Here is a 22,810-nt window from a genome sequence, read left to right as displayed (position 1 = left end):
GGGATAATTAACAAAGCGTATAGTTTATGTGGTTTATCAACTGTTGATAAACCACATAAATCATTCTCAATTTTTTATGGATTTAGCAGCTTAATTTTCAAGGTTTTTATCATCCCCTAAACACCGCAAATGCCCATGCCGCACGCCGCGCTGGGCAATCACCTCGTCGGCAAAATGCTGTACTTCGTCCATGTTGCCTTTCAGCACCGCGATCTCCAGACAGTCATCATGATTGATGTGGACATGTAACGTGGCGACCGAAAGATCGTGATGCTGATGCGAAGAGGCGACCAGCCGGCTCGCCAGTTCGCGTTTTTCATGCTCATACACGTACGACAGGACCGCATAGCCGCGCTGCGCCGCCTGCTGTAGCGGATTGTGGTGGAGCGCGTCACGCAGAATATCGCGCACCGCTTCCGAGCGGTTGTGGTAGCCGCGGTGGGCGCTGTGCGCGTCGAGCGCGGTCAGCAGGTCATCATCCAGAGTCAGGGTTACGCGCTGCATGGCATGGCCTCGTTAAGCAGAGTGTGGGGAAAGGGCGGGAGCACCGCGCGCTGTAGCGCCTGTCCGGCAGCGGATGTAAGGCGCAGCGGCAGACTAACCGTTGCCGTTTCAACGATGCGTCCGCTATCCATCACCAGCACCCGCTGGCAAAAACGCTCCACCAGCCGCAGGTCGTGGGTGATAAACAGGCAGGCGGTGGCGAACTGCGCCTGCAGGCGTTTGAGCAGGGCGATAATTTCCGCCTGAAGCATTAGATCGAGATTCGATACCGCTTCGTCGAGAATTAATAGCTGCGGACGGACCACCAGCGCCCGCGCCAGGCACACGCGCTGCAGCTGTCCGCCGCTGAGCTGCGCCGGACGCTTGTCGAGCAGCGCCGGGGCGAGATCAACCGCCAGCAGCATCTCCTCCACCCGCTGCGTACGCTCATCGCGCGATAAACTAAGCAGGTGCCGCAGCGGCTCGCTGATAATCTCGCGTACCGTTTTGCGCGGATTCACCGCGCTAATGGCATCCTGAAACACCAGCTGAATATCGCGGCGAAAGGCGCCGGTCGCTTCCCCCTTCAGGGAGGTCAACGACGCGCCGCGCCAGGCGACATCGCCATACCGCGGCGTTTCGAGACCGACCAGCATCCGCGCCAGGGTACTTTTGCCGCAGCCGCTGCGCCCGAGCAGCGCCACCGTTTCACCGGGGGCGATATCGAACTGGATATCGCGCAATACCCGGCCATGATGGGGGTAATCGTGGCTCACTGCGTTTACGCTGAGTAAATTCATGGTGTTTTCTCCAGACCATACAGCGCCAGATGGGCGGCCAGCAGGCGCTGGCTGAGCGGGTGCTGTGGGGCGCTAAATAGCGTGTTGACGTCGCAGCGTTCAACGAGACGGCCGTTTTCCATCACCGCCACGTCATGCGCCAGACGGGCGACAACGCCCATATCATGCGTCACCAGCAGCAGCCCCTGCCCGCGGTTGGCGACGATATCCGCCAGCAGGTCGAGAATGCGCGCTTGGGCAACGGCATCAAGGTCGGTGGTCGGCTCGTCGGCGATAATAAACGGCGCGCGGCTGAGCAGGGCCAGGGCCACCATCATCCGCTGCAGCATGCCGCCGCTCATCTCGAAGGGGTAGCGCTTAAGTAGCGAGAGCGGATTTTCCAGCCCCACTTCTTCCATCGTCGCCAGCAGGGCGGCGTTATTGACTTCGTAACCCGCCGCCCGGCAGGTTTCCCACGCGTGCGCCGCCATGGTATGTAGCGGATTAAAGGCGCTGCGCGGATTTTGCATAATGGTGGCGATGATCGAGCCGCGCAGCTGTTCACCATACACCGGGATACCATCGAGCAGCACCCGGCCCGCGATTTGCCTGACGCCAGGCGGTAAAATACCGAGCGTGGCGGCGCAGGTCAGTGATTTACCGCTGCCGCTACTGCCGAGCAGTGCCAGAACCTGACCGCGGCGCAGGGTAAGGGAAACGTCGCTGACCAGCGGACGGTCGGCGACGAGCGAAAGTTGTTCCAGTTGGATCTTTTGCGGCATCAGTGGTTATGCTCCGCGATCAGCTGAGGATCGAGACGATCGCGCAGCGCGTCGCCTACCAGGTTAAAAGCCATCACGCTGATAAACAGCGCCAGCCCGGGCCAGACCATTTGCAGCGGCTGCGTCCAGATATACTGACGGGCGTCGTTGATCATCACCCCCCATTCCGCCGTCGGCGCGCTGACGCCGAGGCCGAGGAACGACATACCGGCCACGTGCAGCATCATATGACCGATATCCAGCGAGGCGAGCACCAGTAGCGAAGGGATCACCGCGCCGGCCAGATGGTCACGGAACAAGGGCCAATGTCCCGCGCCGCTCAGGCGCGCGGCGAGAATAAACTCGCGCTGGCGCAGAGAGACCACCAGGTTACGCACCATCCTTGCGTACCAGGCCCAGTGCGACAGCGCAATGGCGATAATCACGTTGCTAAGACCGGTACCGAGTACGCCGACCATAAAGAACGACAGTATTGAGGTTGGGAAGGTCATAAATAGTTCGGCCAGGCGCATCAGGCCGCGATCGACGCGGCCGCCCACCATCCCGGCGCTGCCGCCCACCGTAAGGCCTATCAGCAGCACCAGCAGCAGGCAGGCCATCACCGCGCCCAGCGAGACGCGGGTGGCGGCGAGAAGGCGCGAGAAAATATCCCGGCCGAGATGATCGGTGCCGAGCCAGTGGGCGTCACCTGGAGAGAGCAGACGTTGATGGAGATCGATGGCCGCCGGGTCATAGGGCAGCCACCAGCCGCTGCTCATGGCGATTGCCGCCAGCAGCGCAATAATGAGTAGCGCCAGTTTTACCGGCCAGCGGAAGGTTGCGAACAGCGTCATACGGTAGCCTCCTCATGGCGACGCAGGCGCGGATCGAGCGCGGCGTTAAGCAGGTCGACCGCCAGATTGGCCAGCACGAACACCGCCACCATCATCAGGGTGAAGCATTGGATCACCGGGTAGTCGCGATTGAAAATCGCGGAAACCGCATAGCGACCGACGCCGGGCCAGGCGAAGATATTTTCGATGATCATCGTGCCGCCAATCAGCTCGCCGATGTGCATACCCAGCGCCGTCACTACCGGCAATGTCGCGTTACGCAGCACGTGTCGCCGCTCCACCTGACCCTCGCTCAGCCCGCGCAGACGCGCCCAGACCACGTGGCGCTGGCTGGACACTTCCAGCATGCTGGCGCGCAGCAGACGGGCATTGATCGCCAGCGACATCAGGGCGATGGAAAACGCCGGCAGCAGCAGATGTCGCCAGCCGCCGTAGCCCATTGCCGGCAGCCAGCGCAGATGGACGGAAAAGAGCATCACCAGCAAAAAGGCCAACCAGAAGTTGGGCATTGAGACGCCGAGGAAGGCAATCAAACGTACGGCGAAATCGGGTAATCGGTCGCGATGGCGCGCGGCCCAGATCCCCAGCGGCAGCGAGGTCAGCAGAATAATCACCAGCGCCGCGCCGGTGAGCTGTAGCGTCGCGGGCAAAAAATGCAGCAGGTCGTCCAGCACCGGGCGCTGGCTGGCGTAGGAGACGCCAAAATCGAGATGCAGCGCGCGCCACAGCCAGTGTATATACTGCAGCGCCAGCGGCTGATTGAGCCCGAGCTGCTCGCGGGTAGCGGCAATCATTTCGCTGGTGGGCGGCACGTTAGAAAGGCGCAAATAGTCCAGCGCCGGGTCGCCGGCGCCAAGACGTAACAACAGGAAGATGATCGCCGAGGCGGCAAGCAGCATCAGCGGCAGCGGTAGCAGGCGGCGAAGGAGATATTTCAACATCATGGTGCCACCGGCGTAATGAGTTCTAACGGCAGATCGGTGGTCACCGGCGCGAAGGGCACTTTGCCCAGCGTTTTGCGGGCGACGGACATCAGCGAGACGTAGCTTATCGGCAGATAGACCGCTTCGTTGTGCAGACGGGTGAGGATATCGCGATACAGTTCGCGACGGCGGCCTTCGTCGGTGGTAGTCAGTACCTCTCCTATCTCTTGATCAATCACTGCTTTATCCGGCAGGCCGCGCTGCGCCTGATAGTCGGCGTGCGAAGCGACGCGCATTGAGCTCATAAACGCGTGCGGGTCGAAGGGCGCGCCCCAGGTATGGTTGAAGATCATCGTGAAGCGGCCATCGTGCTGGCGGGCATAGATACTGCTCTCCTCTTCGCCGACCAGCCCGACATCGATACCTACCTGGCGCAGGTCGGCCTGGATAATTTCCGCCATCGACTTAGCCAGCGCATCGGTGCCGATAAAAGCCAGTTCAAGTCGCAACGGGCGCCCGTCTTTTTCACGAATATCCTTGCCGGATATTCGTTTCCAGCCAGCGCTTTCCAGTAGCGTTCGGGCTTTATCTGGATTGAAGCGGCGCGGCGGCAGATCATCCGGCGCGTAAGGTACCGACGGTGCGAAAAGCGCGTCGGCGACCTGCTGAGTGCCGTACAGCACGCCGTCAATGAGCGCCTGTTTATTGACGGCATAGTTAAGCGCCTCGCGTACCGCCAGTTCATTCGTTGGCGCTTGCAGCGTATTGAGCGCCAGCATCACGGTTTGCGACGGGGCGGAAAGACGCGTGCGGTACTCGTCCTGCTGGCGAAAACGGGCGAACGTATCCAGCGGCAGTAGCCCTTCATCGCCGTATAGCAGATCAACTTCACCGGTTTCAAAGGCGACCGCCCGGCTGGTGGCATCGGGGATCACTTTCACGGTGACTTTCTCAAGCGCCGGTTTTTTGCCCCAGTAGCGCGGGTTGCGTACCAGTACATCCTGCTGATTAGGCTGCGAGCTGGCCAGCATCCACGGACCGGTGCCGATGGGCGCCTTGATGCCTCGCTGCGTACTACCGTCAACAAACTGCGAGGGGGCGATAAAACGAAACGGGCGGGGAAGGGCGAGTTCCTGTAGGAACGGGTAGTAGGCGCTTTTCAGGGTGATTTGTAGTTCGTTATCGCTGAGCGCTTGAACGTCCGTTATTTGATTGGTCAACTCCAGCCAGGCGTGCCGCTGGCGGTTGGCCAGCACCGCCTGAAAATTGGCCACCGCGGCCTGGGCGTTAAAAGGTTCGCCGTTGGAAAAGTAGACATCATCCCGCAGGGTGAAACGCCAGATTTTACCATCGGCTGAGTGGATCCAGCGGGTAGCCAGCCAGGGGGTAACCCGGCCATTAGCCTGATATTTGACTAGCGGCTCATACACCATACTTTGGGCGAACATTTGGTTCGGCGTATACAAATGTGGATTAAGAGGACCGACGTTAACCGGCCAGGCGATGGCGATTTCATGCATGGCGGCGGGCGCGAGCAGAGGAATGCAGGCGCAGAGCGCCAGCAAGGTGGTGCGGAAAATAGACAAGGTTTACATCCAGAAGGAACGAAAAGTATGACGATTTTAATAATTTGTCATACTTAAGGAGTAACCTGGATCAATATGTTGGGAGAAAACCATAACAAAATCATATGTAGCATATGATTACGATTGTCTGAACAAATCCAGCAGGGTGGTGACCTGTTCATCGAGCGGAGCCAGGTCCCGCTTCACTATCAAATGCAGCGGCGTGGCGCGGCGGGCACCATGGCTCAGCGGCAGCGCTTTCAGCACGCCCTGTTCCAGGTGTGCGCGGATTCGCTCCTCAGGTAACCAGCCGAATCCCACCTGATACAGCACCGCATCTATAGCGGCATCAATAGTAGAAAAGGTCCAGGCATCGCGCGTGGATGAGGCATCGCCGCTACGGTCGGCAATGCGGATCAGCGGCCAGGGAGCCAGCGCGTTGTCGTCCAGCAATTCATCCGATTGCGACAGCGGATGGTCGCGATGGGCGACCGCGATAAAGTCGATATTCATCAGCCATTCACCGCGCCCGGTAATATCCTGGCGACGGGTTAAGACCATCACGTCGGCCTCGCTGCGGACGGCGCTTGCCTCATCGACGTTTTCCAGCACTTCGGTCAGCCGAACCTGAGTTTGCGGGTAGCGTTGCTGAAACTGACGCAGAATGGCGAACAGCCGCTGGCGGGGAAAAATGCTGTCGACGACCAGATCCAGCCGGGTGCGCGCGCCGTTGCGCAGCGTCGCGGCGTGGGTCTCAACCCACGAAAAGGCCTTCAGTAGCGGTTTCACCTGATTGAGCAACAGTTCGCCAGCGGGCGTCAGCACCGCCCGCCGCCCGGACGGCGCCAGCAGCGCCACTCCTAAACGTTCCTGCAGCAGCGCCAGGTTATAGCTCACCGAAGACTGGCTGCGGTTGGTCTCTTCCGCGGCTTTGGCAAAGCTGCCCAGCTCAATCACCTTTTCCAATAGCGCCCATTGTTCCAGCGTGGTCTTGTGCATAATTCATCTAAAAATTAGATTATTTTCATCCAAACATAGCGTTATTCATTCAATTTTTAAAGCCGTATTCTTACCTCAACGAAACAGAGGAGAATAAATAATGAGCACTTTCGATAAACATGACCTCAGCGGCTTTATCGGTAAACATCTGGTTTATACCTACGACAACGGCTGGAACTACGAAATTTACGTTAAAAATGGCACCACCCTGGATTATCGTATTCACAGCGGCATCGTTGCCAACCGGTGGGTGAAAGACCAGCATGCGTACATCGTGCGGGTAGGCGAAAGCATTTATAAAATTTCCTGGACCGAACCAACCGGTACCGACGTCAGCCTGATCGTCAACCTGGGCGACAAACTGTTCCACGGCACCATTTTCTTCCCCCGCTGGATCATGAATAACCCGGAAAAAACCGTCTGCTTCCAGAACGATCATATTCCGTTAATGAACGCCTATCGTGACGCCGGCCCGGCCTACCCGACCGAAGTGATTGATGAATTCGCGACTATTACCTTTGTTCGCGATTGCGGCGCGGATAATAACGAAGTTATTAATTGCCCTGCTAATGAATTACCTGCTGATTTTCCTGCAAATTTGTAATACAGCAGAAATAATTCTGTGATCTAACGCTAATTTTTACCGATAGATTAAAACGTAAATAAATATTTATTGCGGGCTGGTTGACGATTCGTTTACTTTTACCCGTTAAGCCCCAGTTTTCTCTATGAAACTGGGGCTTTTTACTACTAATTCCTGCCATAAGAAAATACTATCCATCTGATTCTCAATGAGATATTACTATTCTCGCGAAAAATATTAATTTCTTAATATTATCCTAAGCAACAGCGACTAGATTTATAACCGTCGAAATACCCTGGAATGAAATGTGGCGGTGAACCGACTTCATTTTCATTTTGTTTAAGTCCGCTGGCGCAGGATATTTCTTTCTACCGACCCCCTTTTTTAGTGGGTTATTAATAGAACAGGAAAAAGATGAGCGAATTTCTGCCGTTTTCGCGCCCGTCGATGGGCGACGCAGAGCTGGCTGCGCTGCGTGAAGTTTTGCAATCAGGATGGATTACTACCGGTCCTAAAAACCAGGCGCTGGAAGAAGCATTTTGCCAACTGACCGGCAACCGCCACGCTATCGCCGTCAGCTCCGCCACCGGCGGTATGCACGTCACGCTAATGGCGATGGGCATTGGCCCTGGCGACGAAGTGATCACCCCTTCGCAAACCTGGGTGTCGACGTTGAATATGATCTGTCTGCTGGGCGCTACGCCGGTGATGATTGATGTCGATCACGACAATCTGATGATTACCCCTGAGGCGGTGGAAGCGGCGATCACCTCGCGGACGAAAGCGATTATTCCCGTCCACTACGCGGGCGCGCCTGCGGATATCGATGCGATCCGCGCCGTTGGCGAGCGCCACGGTATTCCGGTTATCGAAGATGCCGCGCATGCCGCGGGAACGCACTATAAGGGCCGCCATGTCGGCTGGCGCGGCACCGCGATTTTTTCGTTCCACGCGATCAAAAATATGACCTGTGCCGAAGGGGGGCTTATCGTCACCGATGATGACGAGCTGGCTTCCCGCATCCGCAGCCTCAAATTCCACGGCCTGGGCGTTGACGCCTACGACCGCCAGACCCACGGCCGCGCGCCGCAGGCGGAAGTGATTACACCCGGCTTCAAATACAATCTGGCCGATATCAACGCCGCGTTGGCGCTGGTGCAGTTGGATAAGCTTGCGCAGGCGAATCAACGTCGCGCTGCAATCGCCCAGCGCTACCTGCGCGAGCTGGCGGATACCCCGTTTAAGCCGCTGACCGTTCCGGCATGGGATCACCAGCACGCCTGGCACCTGTTTATTATCCGCGTTGATGAAGCGGCCTGCGGCATCAGCCGCGATGCCCTGATGGAAAAACTCAAAGCCATGGGCATAGGCACCGGTCTGCACTTCCGCGCGGCCCATACGCAAAAGTATTACCGCGAGCGTTTTCCTGAAGTTTCGTTACCGAATACCGAATGGAACAGCGCGCGCATTTGTTCCATCCCGCTGTTCCCGGATATGACCGACGACGATGTCACCCGCGTCATTACCGCGCTGCATCAGTTGTCAGGACGTTGATATGCTTACTTATCCTCCCGTAAAAAAAGTCTCGGTGGTTATCCCGGTTTATAACGAACAGGATAGTCTGCCGGAGCTGCTGCGTCGTACCGACGCCGCCTGTGCGACGCTAGGGCGCCAATATGAAATTCTGCTGATCGACGACGGCAGCAGCGACGATTCCGCGCGCATGCTGACCGAGGCCGCCGAAGCCGAAGGCAGCCACGTGGTGGCGGTGCTGTTGAACCGTAACTACGGCCAGCACTCGGCGATTATGGCCGGTTTCAGCCATGTCACCGGCGATCTGATCATCACCCTTGATGCCGACCTGCAAAACCCGCCGGAAGAGATCCCGCGGCTGGTGGAAAAAGCCGATGAAGGCTACGACGTGGTCGGTACCGTACGTCAGAACCGTCAGGACAGCATCTTCCGTAAATCTGCCTCGAAGATGATTAACCGCCTGATTCAGCGAACCACCGGTAAAGCCATGGGTGATTACGGCTGCATGTTGCGCGCCTATCGCCGCCATATCATTGACGCCATGCTCAACTGCCATGAGCGCAGCACCTTTATCCCGATTCTGGCGAATACTTTCGCCCGCCGGGCGGTCGAGATCCCGGTGATGCACGCCGAGCGCGAATTCGGCGACTCCAAATACAGCTTCATGCGTCTGATTAACCTGATGTATGACCTGGTGACCTGTCTGACCACCACCCCGCTGCGTTTACTGAGCATATTTGGCAGCGTGATAGCCCTGTTGGGCTTCGCCTTCGGCCTGCTGTTGGTGGTGCTGCGTCTGGCTTTCGGTCCGCAGTGGGCGGCTGACGGGGTGTTCATGCTCTTCGCCGTGCTGTTCATGTTCATCGGCGCTCAGTTTGTCGGTATGGGCCTGCTCGGGGAGTATATCGGCCGCATCTATAACGATGTTCGCGCCCGTCCCCGTTACTTTATTCAACGTGTTGTTCGTCAGCCGGAAACGGCGTCTCAAGAGGAAGATCGTTCATGAAAGCAGTAGTCTTCGCTTATCACGATATGGGTTGCGCAGGTATTCAGTCACTGCTGGATGCCGGTTATGAAATCGCCGCTATTTTTACCCATCCGGATAACCCTGGCGAAAACCATTTCTTTGGTTCCGTTGCCCGTATTGCCGCCGAGCAAGGTATCCCGGTATGGGCGCCGGAAGATGTCAACCATCCGCTGTGGATTGAACGTATTCGCGAGATGAAGCCGGATGTGCTGTTCTCGTTCTACTACCGCAACCTGCTGTGCGATGAGATCCTGAATATCGCGCCGAAGGGGGCTTTCAACCTGCATGGTTCTCTGCTGCCGAAATACCGCGGTCGCGCGCCGCTGAACTGGGTGCTGGTCAACGGCGAAAGTGAAACCGGCGTGACCCTGCACCGAATGGTTAACCGCGCCGACGCGGGCGATATCGTCGCTCAACAAGCTGTGGCTATCGGCCCGGATGAAGCGGCGCTGGCGCTGCACCGTAAACTGTGCGCCGCCGCCTCCGATCTGCTGGGCCAGGCGCTGCCGGCTATCCGTGAGGGTAAGACTCAGGAACGCGCGCAGGACCACAGCCAGGCGACCTACGTGGGTCGTCGTACCCCGGAAGATGGGCGTCTCGATTGGGACAAACCGGCGCAGACTCTGCACAATCTGGTGCGCGCGGTGTCCGATCCGTGGCCGGGCGCCTTCGCCTATGCCGGCGCGAATAAATTTATCGTCTGGAAATCCCGCGTGCGCGCCGACCTGCCAGCAGCCAAGCCCGGCACCGTGATCTCTGTCGCGCCGCTGGTAGTGGCCTGTCAGCAGGGGGCGCTGGAAATCGTCACCGGCCAGACCGAACGCGGCGTTTATATGCAGGGAACCCAACTGGCGCAGGCGCTGGGGCTGGTGACCAGCGCGGTACTGAGCAGCAAACCGGTGGTGGCGATTAAGCGCCGTACCCGCGTGCTGATCCTCGGCGTCAACGGCTTTATCGGTAACCATCTGACCGAACGTCTGTTGCAGGACGACAACTATGAGATTTACGGCCTGGATATCGGCTCTGACGCCATCAGCCGTTTCCTCGATAACCCGCGTTTCCACTTCGTAGAAGGCGATATCAGCATTCACTCCGAGTGGATCGAATACCACATTAAGAAGTGCGATGTGGTACTGCCGCTGGTCGCGATCGCTACGCCTATCGAATACACCCGTAACCCGCTGCGCGTGTTCGAGCTGGATTTCGAAGAGAACCTGAAGATTATCCGCGACTGCGTGAAATACAATAAGCGCATCATTTTCCCGTCGACCTCGGAAGTGTACGGCATGTGCACCGACAAAAACTTCGACGAAGATACCTCCAACCTGGTGGTCGGGCCGATCAACAAACAGCGTTGGATCTACTCGGTTTCTAAACAGCTGCTGGACCGCGTGATCTGGGCCTATGGCGATAAGAACGGCCTCAAATTCACCTTGTTCCGTCCGTTCAACTGGATGGGACCGCGTCTGGATAATCTTAATGCCGCGCGTATCGGTAGCTCCCGCGCCATCACTCAGCTGATCCTCAATCTGGTGGAAGGTTCGCCGATTAAGCTTATCGAAGGCGGTAAGCAGAAGCGCTGCTTCACCGATATCAGCGACGGTATCGAAGCGCTGTTCCGCATCATTGAGAACAAAGACGGTCGCTGCGATGGACAGATAATCAACATCGGTAACCCGGAAAACGAAGCGAGCATCAAAGAGCTGGCGGAAATGCTGCTTGCCTGCTTCGAGCGCCACCCGCTGCGCGATCGCTTCCCGCCGTTCGCCGGTTTCCGTGAAGTGGAAAGCAGCGATTACTACGGTAAAGGTTACCAGGACGTTGAGCATCGTAAGCCAAGCATTCGTAACGCAAAACGTTGCCTGAACTGGGAACCGACCGTCGAGATGGAGGAGACCGTTGAGCACACTCTGGACTTCTTCCTGCGCACCGTTGAGCTCACGGACGATAAAAACTCATGAAACAAGTCGGCTTACGCATAGATGTCGATACCTTTCGCGGGACGCGTGATGGCGTACCGCGGCTGCTGGCCCTGCTGGGCAAGCACGGGATTCAGGCAAGCTTCTTTTTCAGCGTCGGGCCGGACAATATGGGGCGCCATTTATGGCGCCTGGTAAAACCGAAGTTTCTGTGGAAAATGCTGCGCTCTAACGCGGCGTCGCTGTACGGCTGGGATATTCTGCTGGCCGGTACCGCGTGGCCGGGGCGCAGGATTGGCGCGGGTAACGAAGAGGTTATTCGCGCCGCCGCGCAGATCCATGAAGTGGGCCTGCATGCCTGGGACCACTACAGCTGGCAGGCATGGAGCGGCGTGTGGCCGCAGGAACGTCTGACGCTGGAAGTGGAACGCGGTCTGCTCGAACTGGAACGCATTATCGGTCGCCCGGTGACCTGCTCAGCCGTCGCCGGCTGGCGCGCCGACCAGCGGGTGGTAAAAGCGAAAGAATCCTTCGATTTCCTCTACAACAGCGATTGTCGCGGCACGCGGCCATTCCTGCCGCAGCTTGGCGGCGGGGCCTCCGGCACCGTACAAATCCCGGTGACGCTTCCCACCTGGGATGAAGTGGTCGGTAGCGCCGTCGATATCGCCGGCTTTAACCGCTATCTGCTGGACTGCATCCATCGCGACAAGGGAACGCCGGTCTATACCATCCACGCCGAAGTGGAAGGCATTGCCTACGCTGACCAGTTCGATGCGCTGCTGACCATGGCGGAGGAAGAAGAAATACAATTTTGCCCACTGAGCCAGCTGTTGCCCGCTGACTTTAGCGAGCTGCCGTCAGGCAAAGTGGTCCGTGGTGAACTGGCTGGCCGGGAAGGTTGGCTTGGACGTGAACAATTACTGGGCTCGGGTGTATGAAAAGCATTCGTTATGGCGTCTCTCTGGTTGTGCTCTTTGCGCTGTATTACTTATTGCCGCTGAATTTCCGTTTGCTGTGGCAGCCTGATGAAACCCGTTATGCCGAGATCAGCCGTGAAATGCTGGCTTCCGGCGACTGGGTTGTGCCGCATCTGCTGGGTTTGCGTTACTTTGAAAAGCCAATTGCCGGTTACTGGATTAACAGTATCGGCCAGTGGTTATTCGGCCATAATAACTTCGGCGTGCGTTTCGGTGCGGTTTTCGCCATTACCGTCAGCGCGTTGCTGGTGGCGTGGCTGGCGTGGCGTATTTTCCGCGATAAACGCGTGGCGATCCTGTCGCCGGTTATCTTCCTCACCGCGCTGCTGGTATACGGTATCGGAACCTACGCGGTGCTGGACCCGATGATCACCATGTGGCTGGCGCTGGCGATGTGCAGCTTCTGGGGGGCCTCCCAGGCGCAGAGCCGCGGCGGTAAGATTTTAGGTTATGTCTTGCTGGGCTTCGCCTGCGGTATGGGGGTGATGACCAAGGGCTTCCTGGCGCTGGCGGTGCCGGTAGTTGGCGTGCTGCCGTGGGTGATTGCGCGTAAGCGCTGGCGCGAAGTGCTAACCTACGGTTGGCTGGCGGTAGTGGTCTGTACGTTGGTGGTGCTGCCGTGGGGGCTGGCTATCGCTAATCGCGAACCGGATTTCTGGCGCTATTTCTTCTGGGTCGAACATATTCAGCGTTTCGCCGAGAAAGACGCCCAGCATAAAGCGCCGTTCTGGTACTACATTCCGTTCCTGATAGCCGGAAGCCTGCCGTGGCTGGCGCTGCTGCCAGGCGCGCTCAAGCGCGGCTGGGTCGAACGCGATGATGCCCGCGGCGCACTGTATCTGTTAGGCTGGGTGGCGATGCCGTTCCTGTTCTTCAGCATCGCCAAAGGAAAACTGCCGACCTACATTCTGCCGTGCTTTATGCCGCTGTCGATTCTGATGGCCCGCTACGCGCTGGATGCCGCGAAGGCGGGGGCGAAAGCGTTGCGCATCAACGGCATGATCAACCTCGGTTTTGGCCTGATCGGCCTGGTCGCGGTGCTGGTGGTCTCACCGTGGGGCGTCATGCATAAACCGGTGTGGACGAAGATCGAGCTGTATAAATGTCTGCTGGCGGCGATCGCCTTTGCCGTATGGGCGCTAATGGGCTGGTTGGCAATCAAGGACAATGGTCGTCGCTGGACGCTGGCCGCCATCTGCCCGCTGGGGCTGGCGCTGCTGGTGGGCTTCGCTATTCCGGATCGGGTTATTGACAGTAAACAGCCGCAGTTCCTGGTGGATATCGTGAGTGAATCGCTGGCGCCAAGCCGCTATGTACTGACCAACAGCGTCGGTATCGGCGCGGGGCTGGCGTGGGAGCTCAAGCGTGACGACATCATTCTGTATGACAAGCAGGGGGAGCTAAAATATGGCCTCGGCTGGCCGGATGCGCAGAGCAAATTCCTGGCGACTCACGAATTTGCTGATTGGCTGGCGGCGCACCGCCAGCAGGGTCCCATCTCTCTGGTGCTGCTGATGGATAAAGGTGAAACGATGAACGAACTGGCGTTACCGAAACCTGATAACTCCTACGAGCTGGGGCGCGTGGTGTTTATTCAGTATCTGCCGCAATGAGTGTCTGGTTCTGTCTGGTACTCGCCAGCCTGCTTAGCTGCGCCGGCCAGCTGTGCCAGAAGCAGGCGACCCGGCCGTCCCGTAGCGGGCGGCGCGGGCGGCATATCCTGGTCTGGTTGGGATTAGCCCTGCTGGCGCTCGGCGGCGGTATGCTGCTGTGGCTGGGGGTACTGCAGGCAATCCCGGTCGGTATTGCCTATCCGATGCTGAGCCTCAATTTTGTCTGGGTGACGCTGGCGGCATGGGGCATCTGGCGCGAGCCGGTGGCGCGCCGCCACTGGCTTGGCGTCGGGCTGATCGTAGTCGGTATCGCCGTTCTGGGGAGTAGCGTCTGATGGGCTTAATCTGGGCGTTATTGAGCGTTGGCCTCGTCAGCGGCGCACAGCTGCTGTTGCGCAGCGCGATGGTCGAACTGCCGCCGTTGACCGATATCCTGACCTTCCTCAATCATCTGCTGCATTTTCGCACCGGTACCTTCAGCCTGGGTTTCGGCCTGGTTGGCTATCTGCTGTCGATGGTCTGTTGGTATTTCGCGCTACACCGCTTACCGTTGGCCAAAGCTTACGCGCTGCTAAGCCTGAGCTATATTCTGGTGTGGGCCGCCGCCATCTGGCTGCCCGGCTGGCATGAACCGTTTTACTGGCAATCGCTGCTGGGCGTGCTGATTATTATCGCCGGCGTGCTGACCATCTTCTGGCCGGTCAAGCCGCGCCGTTAAAACATTGAATGTGCGCTGCCGTCAGCTTAAACGGCGTTGGCGTACAGACCGCAATACTTAACCCTTCATATTGAATCTGGCTCAATGACAGCGCGCCGTGAAAGGCGCTGTCCACAGAGGCCATCTGCCAGGCGCTGCCGCCGCGTTGTTTCACCAGCGCTTCTTTGCGCGTCCAGATACGCCAGAAGGTGGCTAACTGTCGCTTCGGCGGTTCACGCTCCAGTTCCAGGTGCTCGCCCTCGCTGAACAGGGCGTTAGCCAGCCGCTGCCAGCCGTTGCGCGGGCGAATCACTTCGATATCGCAGCCAACCTCGCCTTCATCGCTCAGCAGTAGGGCAATATGGTTGCCGCTGTGGCTAAGGTTAAACCACCGCTCGCAGCCGGGCGGGAAAGCCGGTTTACCCTGTTCGCCATACTGAATATCCATTAGCGGGGTAGTCGCATGCGCCAGCAGCGCGCGCCCGGCAAGCCAGCTGGCCCGCCGCGGACCGTCCGGCGCCTGCGCCATCAGCACAGGCGGCAACGGCAGGGCGCTAAGGGTTGAGATGTGGCCGAGGATAAGCTGATACATCTTACGGCCAGCGCTGAATAATGATTGAGGTGTTAATGCCGCCGAAGGCGAAGTTGTTGCTCTGCAGGAATTCACAATCAATCTTGCGCGATTCGCCCATGATGTAGTCAAGATTACCGCAGTTAGCATCCGGATTATGCAGATTCAGCGTAGGCGCGAACCAGCCCTCGCGCATCATCTGCAGGCTCATCCATGCCTCCAGCGCCCCGCAGGCGCCAAGGGTATGGCCGAAATAGCTTTTCAGCGAGGAGATCGGCACATTGTCGCCATAAATCGCCGCCGTCGCCTGGCTTTCGGCGATATCGCCGCGGTCGGTCGCGGTGCCGTGGGCCGAAATGTAGCCAATATCCCGGGCGCTTAAGCCCGCCATTTTTAACGATTGTTCCATGCAGATCTGCATGGTTTCGCGCTGCGGCTGGGTGATATGCGCGGCATCGCAGTTGGTGGCGAAGCCGATGATTTCGCCGTAAATAGTCGCGCCGCGCGCTTTGGCGTGCTCCAGCTCTTCCAGTATGAGAGTACCGGCGCCTTCGCCTATCACCAGCCCATCGCGCTGTTCATCGAACGGGGCGGGGGTGATCTCGGGCTGTTCATTACGCTGGCTGGTGGCGAACAGGGTGTCGAATACCGCGGCTTCCGACGGGCATAGCTCTTCTGCGCCGCCGGCGACCATCACCGTTTGATAACCGTGGCGAATGGCTTCCCAGGCGTAACCGATCGCCTGGCTACCGGAAGTACAGGCGCTTGACGTCGGAATAACGCGGCCGCGCAGACCGAAAAACAGCCCGGTATTAACCGCGGTAGTATGGGGCATCATCTGCACGTAGGTGGTGCCGGTAATATTGTTGGTGTGCTTTTCCGTCAACATGGTAGCGAACTCGCTCACCGGGCCGGTACTGCCGGTTGACGAGCCGTAAGCGATGCCGGTCTCGCCGTTGCTCAGCACGGCATCGTCGATAAGCCCGGCCTGCTCGAGCGCCAGTTCAGTGGCGCGGGTAGAAAGTAGCGACACGCGGCCCATCGCGCGAATACGCTTACGGGTATAGTGGGCCGGAAGGGTGAAATCATCGATCGGCGCGCCCAGTAGCGTATGCAATCCGTCGTAAATGCGCCACTCCGGCATGGCGCGCACGGCGTTTTTATATCTCTGCAGCCCCGCCGAAACATCCTGCCAGTTGTCGCCAAAGGCGGTGACGCCGCCCATCCCGGTAATGACCACACGACGTGTCATAACATCCCTCCATTGATTGAAATGACCTGCCGGGTAACATATCCCGCTACATCCGACATTAAATAACTAGCAAGCCCCGCGACCTCGTCCGCCTGTCCCATACGTTTCATCGGGATCATCGACATCGCCTCTTTTAGCGCAGCCTCTTCCATTTCGATCATCCCGGTGTCGATAAGCCCCGGGGCGATGCAGTTCACGGTGATTTTGCGTTTCGCCAGTTCAATGGCCAGCGCTTTGGTGGCGCCGATGATCCCCGCCTTAGCGGCGCTATAGTTGACCTGGCCGCGGTTGCCCATGACGCCGGAAACGGAAGATAGCGTGATGATACGCCCGCCCTGACGCGCGCTAATCATCGGCATGATGCACGGATGAATAACGTTGTAGAAACTGTCGAGGTTGGTGTGGATCACCGCGTCCCAGTCATCCTCGCCGAGCGCCGGGAAGGCGCCGTCGCGGGCGATGCCGGCGTTGCTGATAATGCCGTACCATGCGCCGTGTTCGGCCATATCCTGCTCAAGCACTTCGCGACACTGCGCGCGGTTGGCGACATCAAAACTCAGTAGACGACCCGAGCCGCCAGCCGAGGTAATCGCCTCCAGCGTTTGCTGTGCGCCCGACGCATCGCGATGATAGTGGATGCCTACGACAAAGCCATCCGCCGCCAGCTGACAGGCGATAGCGCGACCGATGCCTTTACTGGCACCGGTGACCAAAACTGAACGACTCATTCTGACGCTCCTTGTTGAAATAGGGTGTTAAGTTCTGTTGGCGTCGGCTGGAAGGTATTGACCCGTCCGCTTGCCAGTTCTTCATTGCCTGCCGTAATGGCGCATTCGAAGCTGCCGAAACGCTCGTCCTGCATTAACAGCTTCACGGTAACGGACAGCGCCTTGCCGCCCGGTAGGCATCCTGTCGCGCAGACTAACTCGCGTGCGCCAAGCACCATACCTAGTGCGATGGACGTTTGCCCCCGCTGTTGGCGGTGCCATCCGGACCAGACGCCAACGGTTTGCGCCATGAGTTCCAGGGCGAACCAGCCGGGGAGATTGCCCTCTGCATCGAGAAACGGCGCCAGGACGCCATGGGGAGAGACAGTGACCCCGCAGGTAGCGGTTTCGTCGGTGACATTGATGACCTCTTCCAGCAGCAGCATTGGCGACTCGTGCGGTAAATAAGCGCCGGGCGATAAATAGTGGCTCATTGAATGCTCCCGAGCAGAATGCTGGCGTTATTGCCGCCAAAGGCAAACGAGTTCGACAGGATAATCGGCCGCGACAGCGGCAGGGGGCGTTCGATAATCCCGCACGGCGGAAGGGTGGCGTCGCGCGGCGACTGGCTGAAATCCTGCGCCGGCAGCGGCAGATTGCGTTGCAGGATCAGCATGCCGATGGCGGCTTCGGTGATCCCCGCCGCGCCCAGCGTATGCCCGGTCAGATGTTTGGTGGAGCTGCATGGAACCTGCTCGCCAAATAGCGCGTTGACGACGTGAGACTCTATCCGATCGTTAAGCGGCGTGGCGGTGCCGTGCAGGTTGATATAGCCCACCTGTTCAGGGGCGATCCCCGCATCCTCCAGCGCCTGCTGAATGGCGCGGATCGCCCCTTCTCCTTCAGGATGCGGGGCGGAAATATGCCAGGCGTCGCTGGACTCGCCGATACCCAGCAGCGCGACAGGCTGCGGTTCGCGGGTCAGCAGCATCAGCGCCGCCCCTTCGCCGATGGTGATGCCGCAGCGATCGCGGCCAAACGGCTGGCACAGGGTCGTGGAGAGCGACTCCAGACTGTGAAAACCGTTGATCGGCATACGGCTGAGGGTATCCGCGCCGCCGACAATCGCCGCATCCGCCAGCCCGGCTTCAATCAGTCGGCGCCCACTGATAATCGCTCTGGCGCTGGAGGAGCAGGCGGTTGACAGCGTAAATGCCGGGCCATCCAGCGCCAGCCAGTGGCTGAGAAAACGCGATGGGTCTCCCAGCTCCTGCTGCGGATATTGCCAGGCCGCGCTTTCCGCGCCGCTAAGGGTCGAAGTGACGTGCGCGTCGCCCTCATCCAGCCCCGAGGTGCTGGTGCCAAGTACCACGGCAACGCGCTCCCGCCCGTACTGGGCGATGGCGTCATCCACCTGCGGCTGAATTTGCGCCAGCGCCGCCAGCAGCAACTGATTATTGCGCGAACGATGGGCGCTAAAGGTATCGGGAATGGCGGGTAATTCGCCGTCCACGCCTGCGAAAACCGCCTGCGGATGTCCCTGTAGCCACCCCTCGCGTGGGCGCATGCCTGGCGCGATACCGCGAACCAGATTGGCGGCGATTTCATGATTATCGCGCCCCAACGCGTTAATCATGCCGACGGCAGAAATGTAGATCATCTCAGTCACCCAGGTATTGAATGGTGATGTGGTATTTAAAGACGTGCTGTTCGATGCTTATCGGCACGCGCTTGCCTTTGCGGTTGATATAGGTGATTTCCGTGACCAGCTTCCCGCGCGCGTTACGCAGTTCGCGTTTGTCGCCGCGGTCGGTCAACGTCCACCCTTTTGGCAACTGCGGCATCCATGCGCTAACCGGCCAGTGGCTGAGCATCACGTCGGCCAGTACCTGGCTGGCTGGCGGCAGTTGCGGAACCACCATCGACTGTTCAGCATGCAGCCCTCTTTCATCATAGGTCACCAGGAACAGGCGGATACCGACGGACGACAGGCCCGCCAGCGTGAGCTTTTTATCATCGGCATTAAGCATGACCAGCAGCGACTGGGTTTGGCCGTTGAAGCTGCCGGTGAGTAACTGCTGCGAGTCTATGGCCGGCGAGATGCCAGGCGGCGGCAACGTGACGCGCGTACCCGGTTCCAGCCACGCCTGCGGACGGCCTTTCGGCTCCGGCTCCGGCTGCGAATGGCTGCAGCCGGCCAGTAATAAGGCGGCGAGTAGCGCGAAGGCGCGCCAGAATGATGGTCTTATCATCGTCTTTTTTTCTCTTTTTTGGTCGGCATCGCCAGCGGCGAAAGCAGGAAGGCGGTGAAAATGCCGCTTACCAGAACAATACCAAAACTACTAATGGCCTGAGTGGCGCTAAAGACCAGCATGCCAAGCGTCAATAAGGTGGTCATCATTGCCAGCGTGACCGCCAGCAGCGATGTCAGCGGCGTGCCGCGCGGGTTGCTGAAAAACAGCGTGTAGTTAATGCCGATGCCCAGTACCAGCACCAGCGCCAGCAAGGAGAACAGGTTAACCGGGTGGCCGCTAAGCGCCAGCGCCGCCAGCCCGCAGCCCAGCGACAATACGGACGGCACCAGGCTTATTAGCCCTTTGCGCCAGCCAAGGCGGATAACGGCGCCACAGGCAATCACCGCCAGCGCAACGCCCAGCAGCCCGGTTAAAATATGGCGGTAGAGCGCGAATAGATCATCGAGGCTACTTTTACGATCTACCCATGCTATACCACCAGGAAACAGCTCGCTCAGCATGCCCACCTCTGCGCTGTTTCTCACGCCTTCAACCGGTACCAGCACGCCGCTTTCGCCATCCGGCAGCGTCAGCCACAGCAGCCGCCAGCCTTCGCTGGCCGGGCTGGCAAGCCAGTCATCGACCGTTACCGGCATGGCGCTGAGCTCGGGATTTACTGCTGGCATTCCGGCGTTTTGTAACGCTTTTGCTACCGCAGGCGCTGCATTTTTCAGTAACGTTAAATCCTGCTGCTGGCGTTTGAGTGAATTCAGCGGAATAGCGCGATATCCGCTGATTAATCCATCGGTTTTTGCATGTTCCAGCTGTAAGGTAAACCTCTCCAGGATCTCCAGCGTTTGCTGGGCGGATTCGCCGTAAACCACAAACCACTTCTGGTCGACGCTTTGTCCGGTGAGCGCGGTAATCGCTTTTTCCTGAGCCAGGATATCCTGCGGCAGCGCCTGGAGCTGCGAAATATCATCATCCACCCGCAGCGTCGCGAGCCCCGCCAGCGACAACAGCGCCAGCGCAACGGGAAGGCCGATGGACAGCTTTTTATTGCGCCGCCAGGCGGCGAGCCAGCGCAACAGCAACACCATCGCCGGCACCGGGCGCACGGGGAGCCCCCGGCATAGCCATGGATGCCAGAAAATTACCGTCAGGCATGAGGCGCTCAGGCCGACCGCCGCGAATAGCGCCATCTGGCGAATCGCCGGAAAGGGAGCCAGCATCATAATCAGATAAGCCGCCACGGTGGTGAGCAGCGCCAGCAGCAGCGCATGACGCACTTTGACGAGGCTTTGCCACGGGGTTAATTCCGCGCCATGCACCATCCGTTCGGTCAGATAATAGAGCGTATAGTCGGCGGAGATGCCGATGATGCTCATGCTCATCACCAGAGTCATCAGATGCAGTTCGCCAAATAGCAGCAGCGTGACGACGGTGCCCGCCAGCGCGCCGATCGCAATGGAGAGCAGGCACAGTAGCAGCGGGCGCAGGGAGCGGAATACCGCCACAATCAGTAGGATCACGCCAAGCAGGGTGGCTACCCCAAGGGTGGAGATATCCTGTTTGGCCTGCTGGCTGGCGTAATCGCTGTAGAACACGGTGCCGCGTGACAATAGCTGCGCCTGCGGATGCTGCGTTTTCCACTGCTTCTCCAGCTCGCCGAGCGTAGTGACCAGCCGGTGCGTCTGCTGCATATCGAATGAGGAACCCGCCAGTTCGCCATGCAACAGATACCAGAGGTTGCCCTGGGCGTCTTTGGTCACCAGCCAGCCATCCTGCAGCTGCATCCGCTGGCCGCTTTTCGCCATCGCCAGCTGCGAGCCGCGCATCAGCATCAGCGGATCGTTTTGCAGTTCTTTGCCGCTGACGCCGGAAAATGCCGAATAGAGCTGCGAGAGGATCCATTGCGCCTGCGCTTCGCCGCCGTTTTGCAGGCGCGCGCGGGTAGCGGGGTCAATTAAACCGTTACGATGTTGCCAGAAAAACGCGCCCCAGGCCTGCTGGCTCTCAGCATCCATTGGGCCTTTTACCTCGGCCAGCGCTTTCGATGTTTGCAGCAGTCGCAGCCAGTCGCGGGCCACCTGCGGATCGGCCTGTTTACCGGGGCTGACCAGCCACACCAGTTGGCGGTCAAGACGCTGCATAAAACCGTCGTTCAGGCCAGGCGGGATTGCGCCAAGCGTCTGCTTCGGCAGCATAGCCAGTACGCTGCTGTTAAGCCGGGCCTGCGGCAGCAGCGCCAGCAGCGCGCCCGCCAGGATCAGACAGACGATAGCCCATAACAGCGCAGGGCGTTTACTGGGCGGCAAAGCGTTGGCGTTCGTCATCGGTCAGTTGCGCTGGCGTCAGTTGATGTTGGGAAAGCGTAATATCGGTGCGATCGCCTTGTTTGTCGTTGAGCTGAATATGCTCCAGATAGGTTTTTCCGGCCAAATCGATGCGGGCGAAAATCTTATCCAGCGGCGTAGTGATGGGCGTCAGGCGCAGCGTCCACTGGCCTTCGCCTTTATCGGCAAATTCTACGCGGAAGTTCTCTTCCAGGACTTTACGATCCGCCTGGAACAGCGCGCGTAGCAAATGGTTGAACTGGAACATCTGCGGGTTGTTTTCAGCGGTGATGGTCTGCGGCGGCTGACCGTTAATTGCCTGCACCATCCGTTTGTCATCCAGCAACAGCTGCATTGGGAACGGCGAGGTTTGGTCCCACAGTAAACCCTTATCGCGGGCGATCAACATCTGTCCCTGGGATCGCAGCGGCTGCGGCAGATCCTTAATCGTGCGAACTTGATCAAAGTGGGCGCGCACCACCGGCTGTTCGGTAAAACGTTGTTGCAGGGTATCAAGCGTCAGGGCGCTGACTAACGGGCTGATAAACAGCCCTAACAGCAGCAGTAATCTCATGGTGTGACCCCCATGCGTTCAAACAGGATATCCGGGCTGACGAAACACATCTCGCGGCTATTTTCGTCCACCGCGACCTGGATGGTGTAGCCGGTGGTGGTACGTTTGCCGCTATCGGCATCAAAAATTTCGTAGCCAATGCGTAGACGGTTCTCAAACTCTTCTATCCGCGCGCGGACGCGAATGCGTTGCTCGAAGGTGATAACGTCGCGGTATTTCACGCGGGTATCGACCACCGGCCACAAATAACCAGAATCTTTCATCTGCCGGTAGCCGTAGTTGAACTGGTTAAGCAGCGCCTCACGGGCAATTTCGAAGTAGCGGAAATAGTTGCCATGCCACACGACACCCATCATATCGATGTCATGAAACGGAATTGTCAGCTCTACTTCAGCAGTAAAACGGGGATCGTTAAGCACC

Annotated in this window: 24 protein-coding genes; 8 read left to right on the top strand and 16 right to left on the bottom strand. The window is 58.7% G+C overall.

Features of this window, described 5'->3' with window-relative positions; translation table 11 throughout:
- Positions 1 to 90: 90 nt before the first annotated feature.
- The 7 genes from nikR to PGQ95_RS16040 all read right to left on the bottom strand — a co-directional run bounded on the left by nikR (position 91) and on the right by PGQ95_RS16040 (position 6,364).
- Positions 91 to 504, bottom strand: a complete 414-nt coding sequence (gene nikR / locus PGQ95_RS16070) for a nickel-responsive transcriptional regulator NikR (RefSeq protein WP_430918701.1) — start codon at positions 502 to 504, stop codon at positions 91 to 93.
- Positions 492 to 1,283 (bottom strand): nickel import ATP-binding protein NikE, encoded by a 792-nt coding sequence (gene nikE / locus PGQ95_RS16065; protein ID WP_430918699.1) that lies wholly within the window; start codon positions 1,281 to 1,283, stop codon positions 492 to 494. Before nikE ends, nikR begins: the two co-directional genes overlap by 13 nt.
- Positions 1,280 to 2,044: a nickel import ATP-binding protein NikD gene (locus tag PGQ95_RS16060; RefSeq protein WP_430918697.1), complete on the bottom strand. Its 765-nt coding sequence runs from the start codon at positions 2,042 to 2,044 to the stop codon at positions 1,280 to 1,282. The genes nikE and PGQ95_RS16060 overlap by 4 nt, the downstream gene beginning before the upstream one ends.
- A complete protein-coding gene (nikC, locus tag PGQ95_RS16055) occupies positions 2,044 to 2,877 on the bottom strand; it encodes a nickel ABC transporter permease subunit NikC (protein WP_113373986.1) in 834 nt (277 codons plus the stop codon). The genes PGQ95_RS16060 and nikC overlap by 1 nt, the downstream gene beginning before the upstream one ends.
- Positions 2,874 to 3,818, bottom strand: a complete 945-nt coding sequence (gene nikB, locus PGQ95_RS16050; protein WP_430918734.1) for a nickel ABC transporter permease subunit NikB — start codon at positions 3,816 to 3,818, stop codon at positions 2,874 to 2,876. Before nikB ends, nikC begins: the two co-directional genes overlap by 4 nt.
- Positions 3,818 to 5,386 carry a nickel ABC transporter substrate-binding protein gene (gene nikA / locus PGQ95_RS16045; protein WP_430918695.1) on the bottom strand — a complete coding sequence of 523 codons (1,569 nt, stop codon included), beginning with the start codon at positions 5,384 to 5,386 and terminating at the stop codon, positions 3,818 to 3,820. Before nikA ends, nikB begins: the two co-directional genes overlap by 1 nt.
- 117 nt (positions 5,387 to 5,503) lie before the next feature.
- A complete protein-coding gene (locus tag PGQ95_RS16040) occupies positions 5,504 to 6,364 on the bottom strand; it encodes a LysR family transcriptional regulator (protein WP_063415720.1) in 861 nt (286 codons plus the stop codon).
- Between the two features lie 97 nt (positions 6,365 to 6,461).
- Between PGQ95_RS16040 and PGQ95_RS16035 the strand changes: the two genes are divergently transcribed.
- The 8 genes from PGQ95_RS16035 to arnF all read left to right on the top strand — a co-directional run bounded on the left by PGQ95_RS16035 (position 6,462) and on the right by arnF (position 14,737).
- On the top strand, positions 6,462 to 6,968 hold the full coding sequence (locus PGQ95_RS16035) for a phenolic acid decarboxylase (RefSeq protein WP_162750190.1): 507 nt from the start codon (positions 6,462 to 6,464) through the stop codon (positions 6,966 to 6,968).
- Between the two features lie 393 nt (positions 6,969 to 7,361).
- The gene (gene arnB / locus PGQ95_RS16030) at positions 7,362 to 8,501 is read left to right on the top strand and encodes a UDP-4-amino-4-deoxy-L-arabinose aminotransferase (RefSeq protein ID WP_045397116.1); all 1,140 of its coding nucleotides are present in this window, start codon (positions 7,362 to 7,364) and stop codon (positions 8,499 to 8,501) included.
- Between the two features lies 1 nt (position 8,502).
- A complete protein-coding gene (gene arnC, locus PGQ95_RS16025; protein WP_113373983.1) occupies positions 8,503 to 9,486 on the top strand; it encodes an undecaprenyl-phosphate 4-deoxy-4-formamido-L-arabinose transferase in 984 nt (327 codons plus the stop codon).
- Positions 9,483 to 11,468 (top strand): bifunctional UDP-4-amino-4-deoxy-L-arabinose formyltransferase/UDP-glucuronic acid oxidase ArnA, encoded by a 1,986-nt coding sequence (arnA, locus tag PGQ95_RS16020; protein ID WP_063447380.1) that lies wholly within the window; start codon positions 9,483 to 9,485, stop codon positions 11,466 to 11,468. Before arnC ends, arnA begins: the two co-directional genes overlap by 4 nt.
- A complete protein-coding gene (arnD, locus tag PGQ95_RS16015) occupies positions 11,465 to 12,367 on the top strand; it encodes a 4-deoxy-4-formamido-L-arabinose-phosphoundecaprenol deformylase (protein ID WP_087859018.1) in 903 nt (300 codons plus the stop codon). Before arnA ends, arnD begins: the two co-directional genes overlap by 4 nt.
- Positions 12,364 to 14,019: a lipid IV(A) 4-amino-4-deoxy-L-arabinosyltransferase gene (arnT, locus tag PGQ95_RS16010; RefSeq protein WP_430918693.1), complete on the top strand. Its 1,656-nt coding sequence runs from the start codon at positions 12,364 to 12,366 to the stop codon at positions 14,017 to 14,019. Before arnD ends, arnT begins: the two co-directional genes overlap by 4 nt.
- The gene (gene arnE, locus PGQ95_RS16005; RefSeq protein WP_045397101.1) at positions 14,016 to 14,354 is read left to right on the top strand and encodes a 4-amino-4-deoxy-L-arabinose-phosphoundecaprenol flippase subunit ArnE; all 339 of its coding nucleotides are present in this window, start codon (positions 14,016 to 14,018) and stop codon (positions 14,352 to 14,354) included. The genes arnT and arnE overlap by 4 nt, the downstream gene beginning before the upstream one ends.
- Positions 14,354 to 14,737 (top strand): 4-amino-4-deoxy-L-arabinose-phosphoundecaprenol flippase subunit ArnF, encoded by a 384-nt coding sequence (gene arnF / locus PGQ95_RS16000; RefSeq protein ID WP_045397099.1) that lies wholly within the window; start codon positions 14,354 to 14,356, stop codon positions 14,735 to 14,737. Before arnE ends, arnF begins: the two co-directional genes overlap by 1 nt.
- On the opposite strand, the gene acpT is transcribed toward arnF, so the two are convergent.
- The 9 genes from acpT to PGQ95_RS15955 are packed head-to-tail and all read right to left on the bottom strand — an operon-like array spanning position 14,721 to position 22,809.
- Positions 14,721 to 15,308 (bottom strand): 4'-phosphopantetheinyl transferase AcpT, encoded by a 588-nt coding sequence (acpT, locus tag PGQ95_RS15995; RefSeq protein WP_271032817.1) that lies wholly within the window; start codon positions 15,306 to 15,308, stop codon positions 14,721 to 14,723. The two genes, arnF and acpT, sit on opposite strands and share 17 nt — an antisense overlap.
- Position 15,309: 1 nt before the next feature.
- On the bottom strand, positions 15,310 to 16,539 hold the full coding sequence (locus PGQ95_RS15990) for a beta-ketoacyl-ACP synthase (RefSeq protein WP_213317328.1): 1,230 nt from the start codon (positions 16,537 to 16,539) through the stop codon (positions 15,310 to 15,312).
- Positions 16,536 to 17,267, bottom strand: a complete 732-nt coding sequence (locus PGQ95_RS15985; protein ID WP_113373979.1) for a 3-ketoacyl-ACP reductase FabG2 — start codon at positions 17,265 to 17,267, stop codon at positions 16,536 to 16,538. Before PGQ95_RS15985 ends, PGQ95_RS15990 begins: the two co-directional genes overlap by 4 nt.
- Positions 17,264 to 17,740 carry a 3-hydroxy-fatty acyl-ACP dehydratase gene (locus tag PGQ95_RS15980; protein ID WP_113373978.1) on the bottom strand — a complete coding sequence of 159 codons (477 nt, stop codon included), beginning with the start codon at positions 17,738 to 17,740 and terminating at the stop codon, positions 17,264 to 17,266. Before PGQ95_RS15980 ends, PGQ95_RS15985 begins: the two co-directional genes overlap by 4 nt.
- On the bottom strand, positions 17,737 to 18,906 hold the full coding sequence (locus PGQ95_RS15975; protein ID WP_430918690.1) for a beta-ketoacyl-[acyl-carrier-protein] synthase family protein: 1,170 nt from the start codon (positions 18,904 to 18,906) through the stop codon (positions 17,737 to 17,739). The genes PGQ95_RS15980 and PGQ95_RS15975 overlap by 4 nt, the downstream gene beginning before the upstream one ends.
- Before the next feature lies 1 nt (position 18,907).
- Positions 18,908 to 19,498 (bottom strand): DUF3261 domain-containing protein, encoded by a 591-nt coding sequence (locus tag PGQ95_RS15970; protein ID WP_430918688.1) that lies wholly within the window; start codon positions 19,496 to 19,498, stop codon positions 18,908 to 18,910.
- Positions 19,495 to 21,816, bottom strand: a complete 2,322-nt coding sequence (locus PGQ95_RS15965; protein ID WP_430918686.1) for an MMPL family transporter — start codon at positions 21,814 to 21,816, stop codon at positions 19,495 to 19,497. The genes PGQ95_RS15970 and PGQ95_RS15965 overlap by 4 nt, the downstream gene beginning before the upstream one ends.
- Positions 21,785 to 22,390 carry an outer membrane lipoprotein carrier protein LolA gene (locus PGQ95_RS15960; protein WP_087859027.1) on the bottom strand — a complete coding sequence of 202 codons (606 nt, stop codon included), beginning with the start codon at positions 22,388 to 22,390 and terminating at the stop codon, positions 21,785 to 21,787. The genes PGQ95_RS15965 and PGQ95_RS15960 overlap by 32 nt, the downstream gene beginning before the upstream one ends.
- Positions 22,387 to 22,809 (bottom strand): acyl-CoA thioesterase, encoded by a 423-nt coding sequence (locus PGQ95_RS15955; RefSeq protein ID WP_087859028.1) that lies wholly within the window; start codon positions 22,807 to 22,809, stop codon positions 22,387 to 22,389. Before PGQ95_RS15955 ends, PGQ95_RS15960 begins: the two co-directional genes overlap by 4 nt.
- Between the last annotated feature and the right edge of the window lies 1 nt (position 22,810).

The organism is Klebsiella sp. 141240, assembly GCF_050600805.1.
GTDB lineage: Bacteria > Pseudomonadota > Gammaproteobacteria > Enterobacterales > Enterobacteriaceae > Klebsiella > Klebsiella aerogenes.
Note: the sequence above shows the minus strand (reverse complement) of the source record. Positions and strands in the feature narration are given on the sequence as shown.

Coding starts and splice junctions, on each gene's coding strand:
- PGQ95_RS15975 (WP_430918690.1), bottom strand. CDS start 18,906: ATGATCTACATTTCTGCCGTCGGCATGATTAACGCGTTGGGGCGCGAT.
- PGQ95_RS16040 (WP_063415720.1), bottom strand. CDS start 6,364: ATGCACAAGACCACGCTGGAACAATGGGCGCTATTGGAAAAGGTGATT.
- arnE (WP_045397101.1), top strand. CDS start 14,016: ATGAGTGTCTGGTTCTGTCTGGTACTCGCCAGCCTGCTTAGCTGCGCC.
- arnC (WP_113373983.1), top strand. CDS start 8,503: ATGCTTACTTATCCTCCCGTAAAAAAAGTCTCGGTGGTTATCCCGGTT.
- PGQ95_RS15985 (WP_113373979.1), bottom strand. CDS start 17,267: ATGAGTCGTTCAGTTTTGGTCACCGGTGCCAGTAAAGGCATCGGTCGC.
- arnF (WP_045397099.1), top strand. CDS start 14,354: ATGGGCTTAATCTGGGCGTTATTGAGCGTTGGCCTCGTCAGCGGCGCA.
- arnD (WP_087859018.1), top strand. CDS start 11,465: ATGAAACAAGTCGGCTTACGCATAGATGTCGATACCTTTCGCGGGACG.
- PGQ95_RS15980 (WP_113373978.1), bottom strand. CDS start 17,740: ATGAGCCACTATTTATCGCCCGGCGCTTATTTACCGCACGAGTCGCCA.
- PGQ95_RS15960 (WP_087859027.1), bottom strand. CDS start 22,390: ATGAGATTACTGCTGCTGTTAGGGCTGTTTATCAGCCCGTTAGTCAGC.
- nikE (WP_430918699.1), bottom strand. CDS start 1,283: ATGAATTTACTCAGCGTAAACGCAGTGAGCCACGATTACCCCCATCAT.
- PGQ95_RS15970 (WP_430918688.1), bottom strand. CDS start 19,498: ATGATAAGACCATCATTCTGGCGCGCCTTCGCGCTACTCGCCGCCTTA.
- PGQ95_RS15990 (WP_213317328.1), bottom strand. CDS start 16,539: ATGACACGTCGTGTGGTCATTACCGGGATGGGCGGCGTCACCGCCTTT.
- PGQ95_RS16060 (WP_430918697.1), bottom strand. CDS start 2,044: ATGCCGCAAAAGATCCAACTGGAACAACTTTCGCTCGTCGCCGACCGT.
- arnT (WP_430918693.1), top strand. CDS start 12,364: ATGAAAAGCATTCGTTATGGCGTCTCTCTGGTTGTGCTCTTTGCGCTG.
- arnA (WP_063447380.1), top strand. CDS start 9,483: ATGAAAGCAGTAGTCTTCGCTTATCACGATATGGGTTGCGCAGGTATT.
- acpT (WP_271032817.1), bottom strand. CDS start 15,308: ATGTATCAGCTTATCCTCGGCCACATCTCAACCCTTAGCGCCCTGCCG.
- arnB (WP_045397116.1), top strand. CDS start 7,362: ATGAGCGAATTTCTGCCGTTTTCGCGCCCGTCGATGGGCGACGCAGAG.
- PGQ95_RS15965 (WP_430918686.1), bottom strand. CDS start 21,816: ATGACGAACGCCAACGCTTTGCCGCCCAGTAAACGCCCTGCGCTGTTA.
- nikB (WP_430918734.1), bottom strand. CDS start 3,818: ATGTTGAAATATCTCCTTCGCCGCCTGCTACCGCTGCCGCTGATGCTG.
- nikC (WP_113373986.1), bottom strand. CDS start 2,877: ATGACGCTGTTCGCAACCTTCCGCTGGCCGGTAAAACTGGCGCTACTC.
- nikR (WP_430918701.1), bottom strand. CDS start 504: ATGCAGCGCGTAACCCTGACTCTGGATGATGACCTGCTGACCGCGCTC.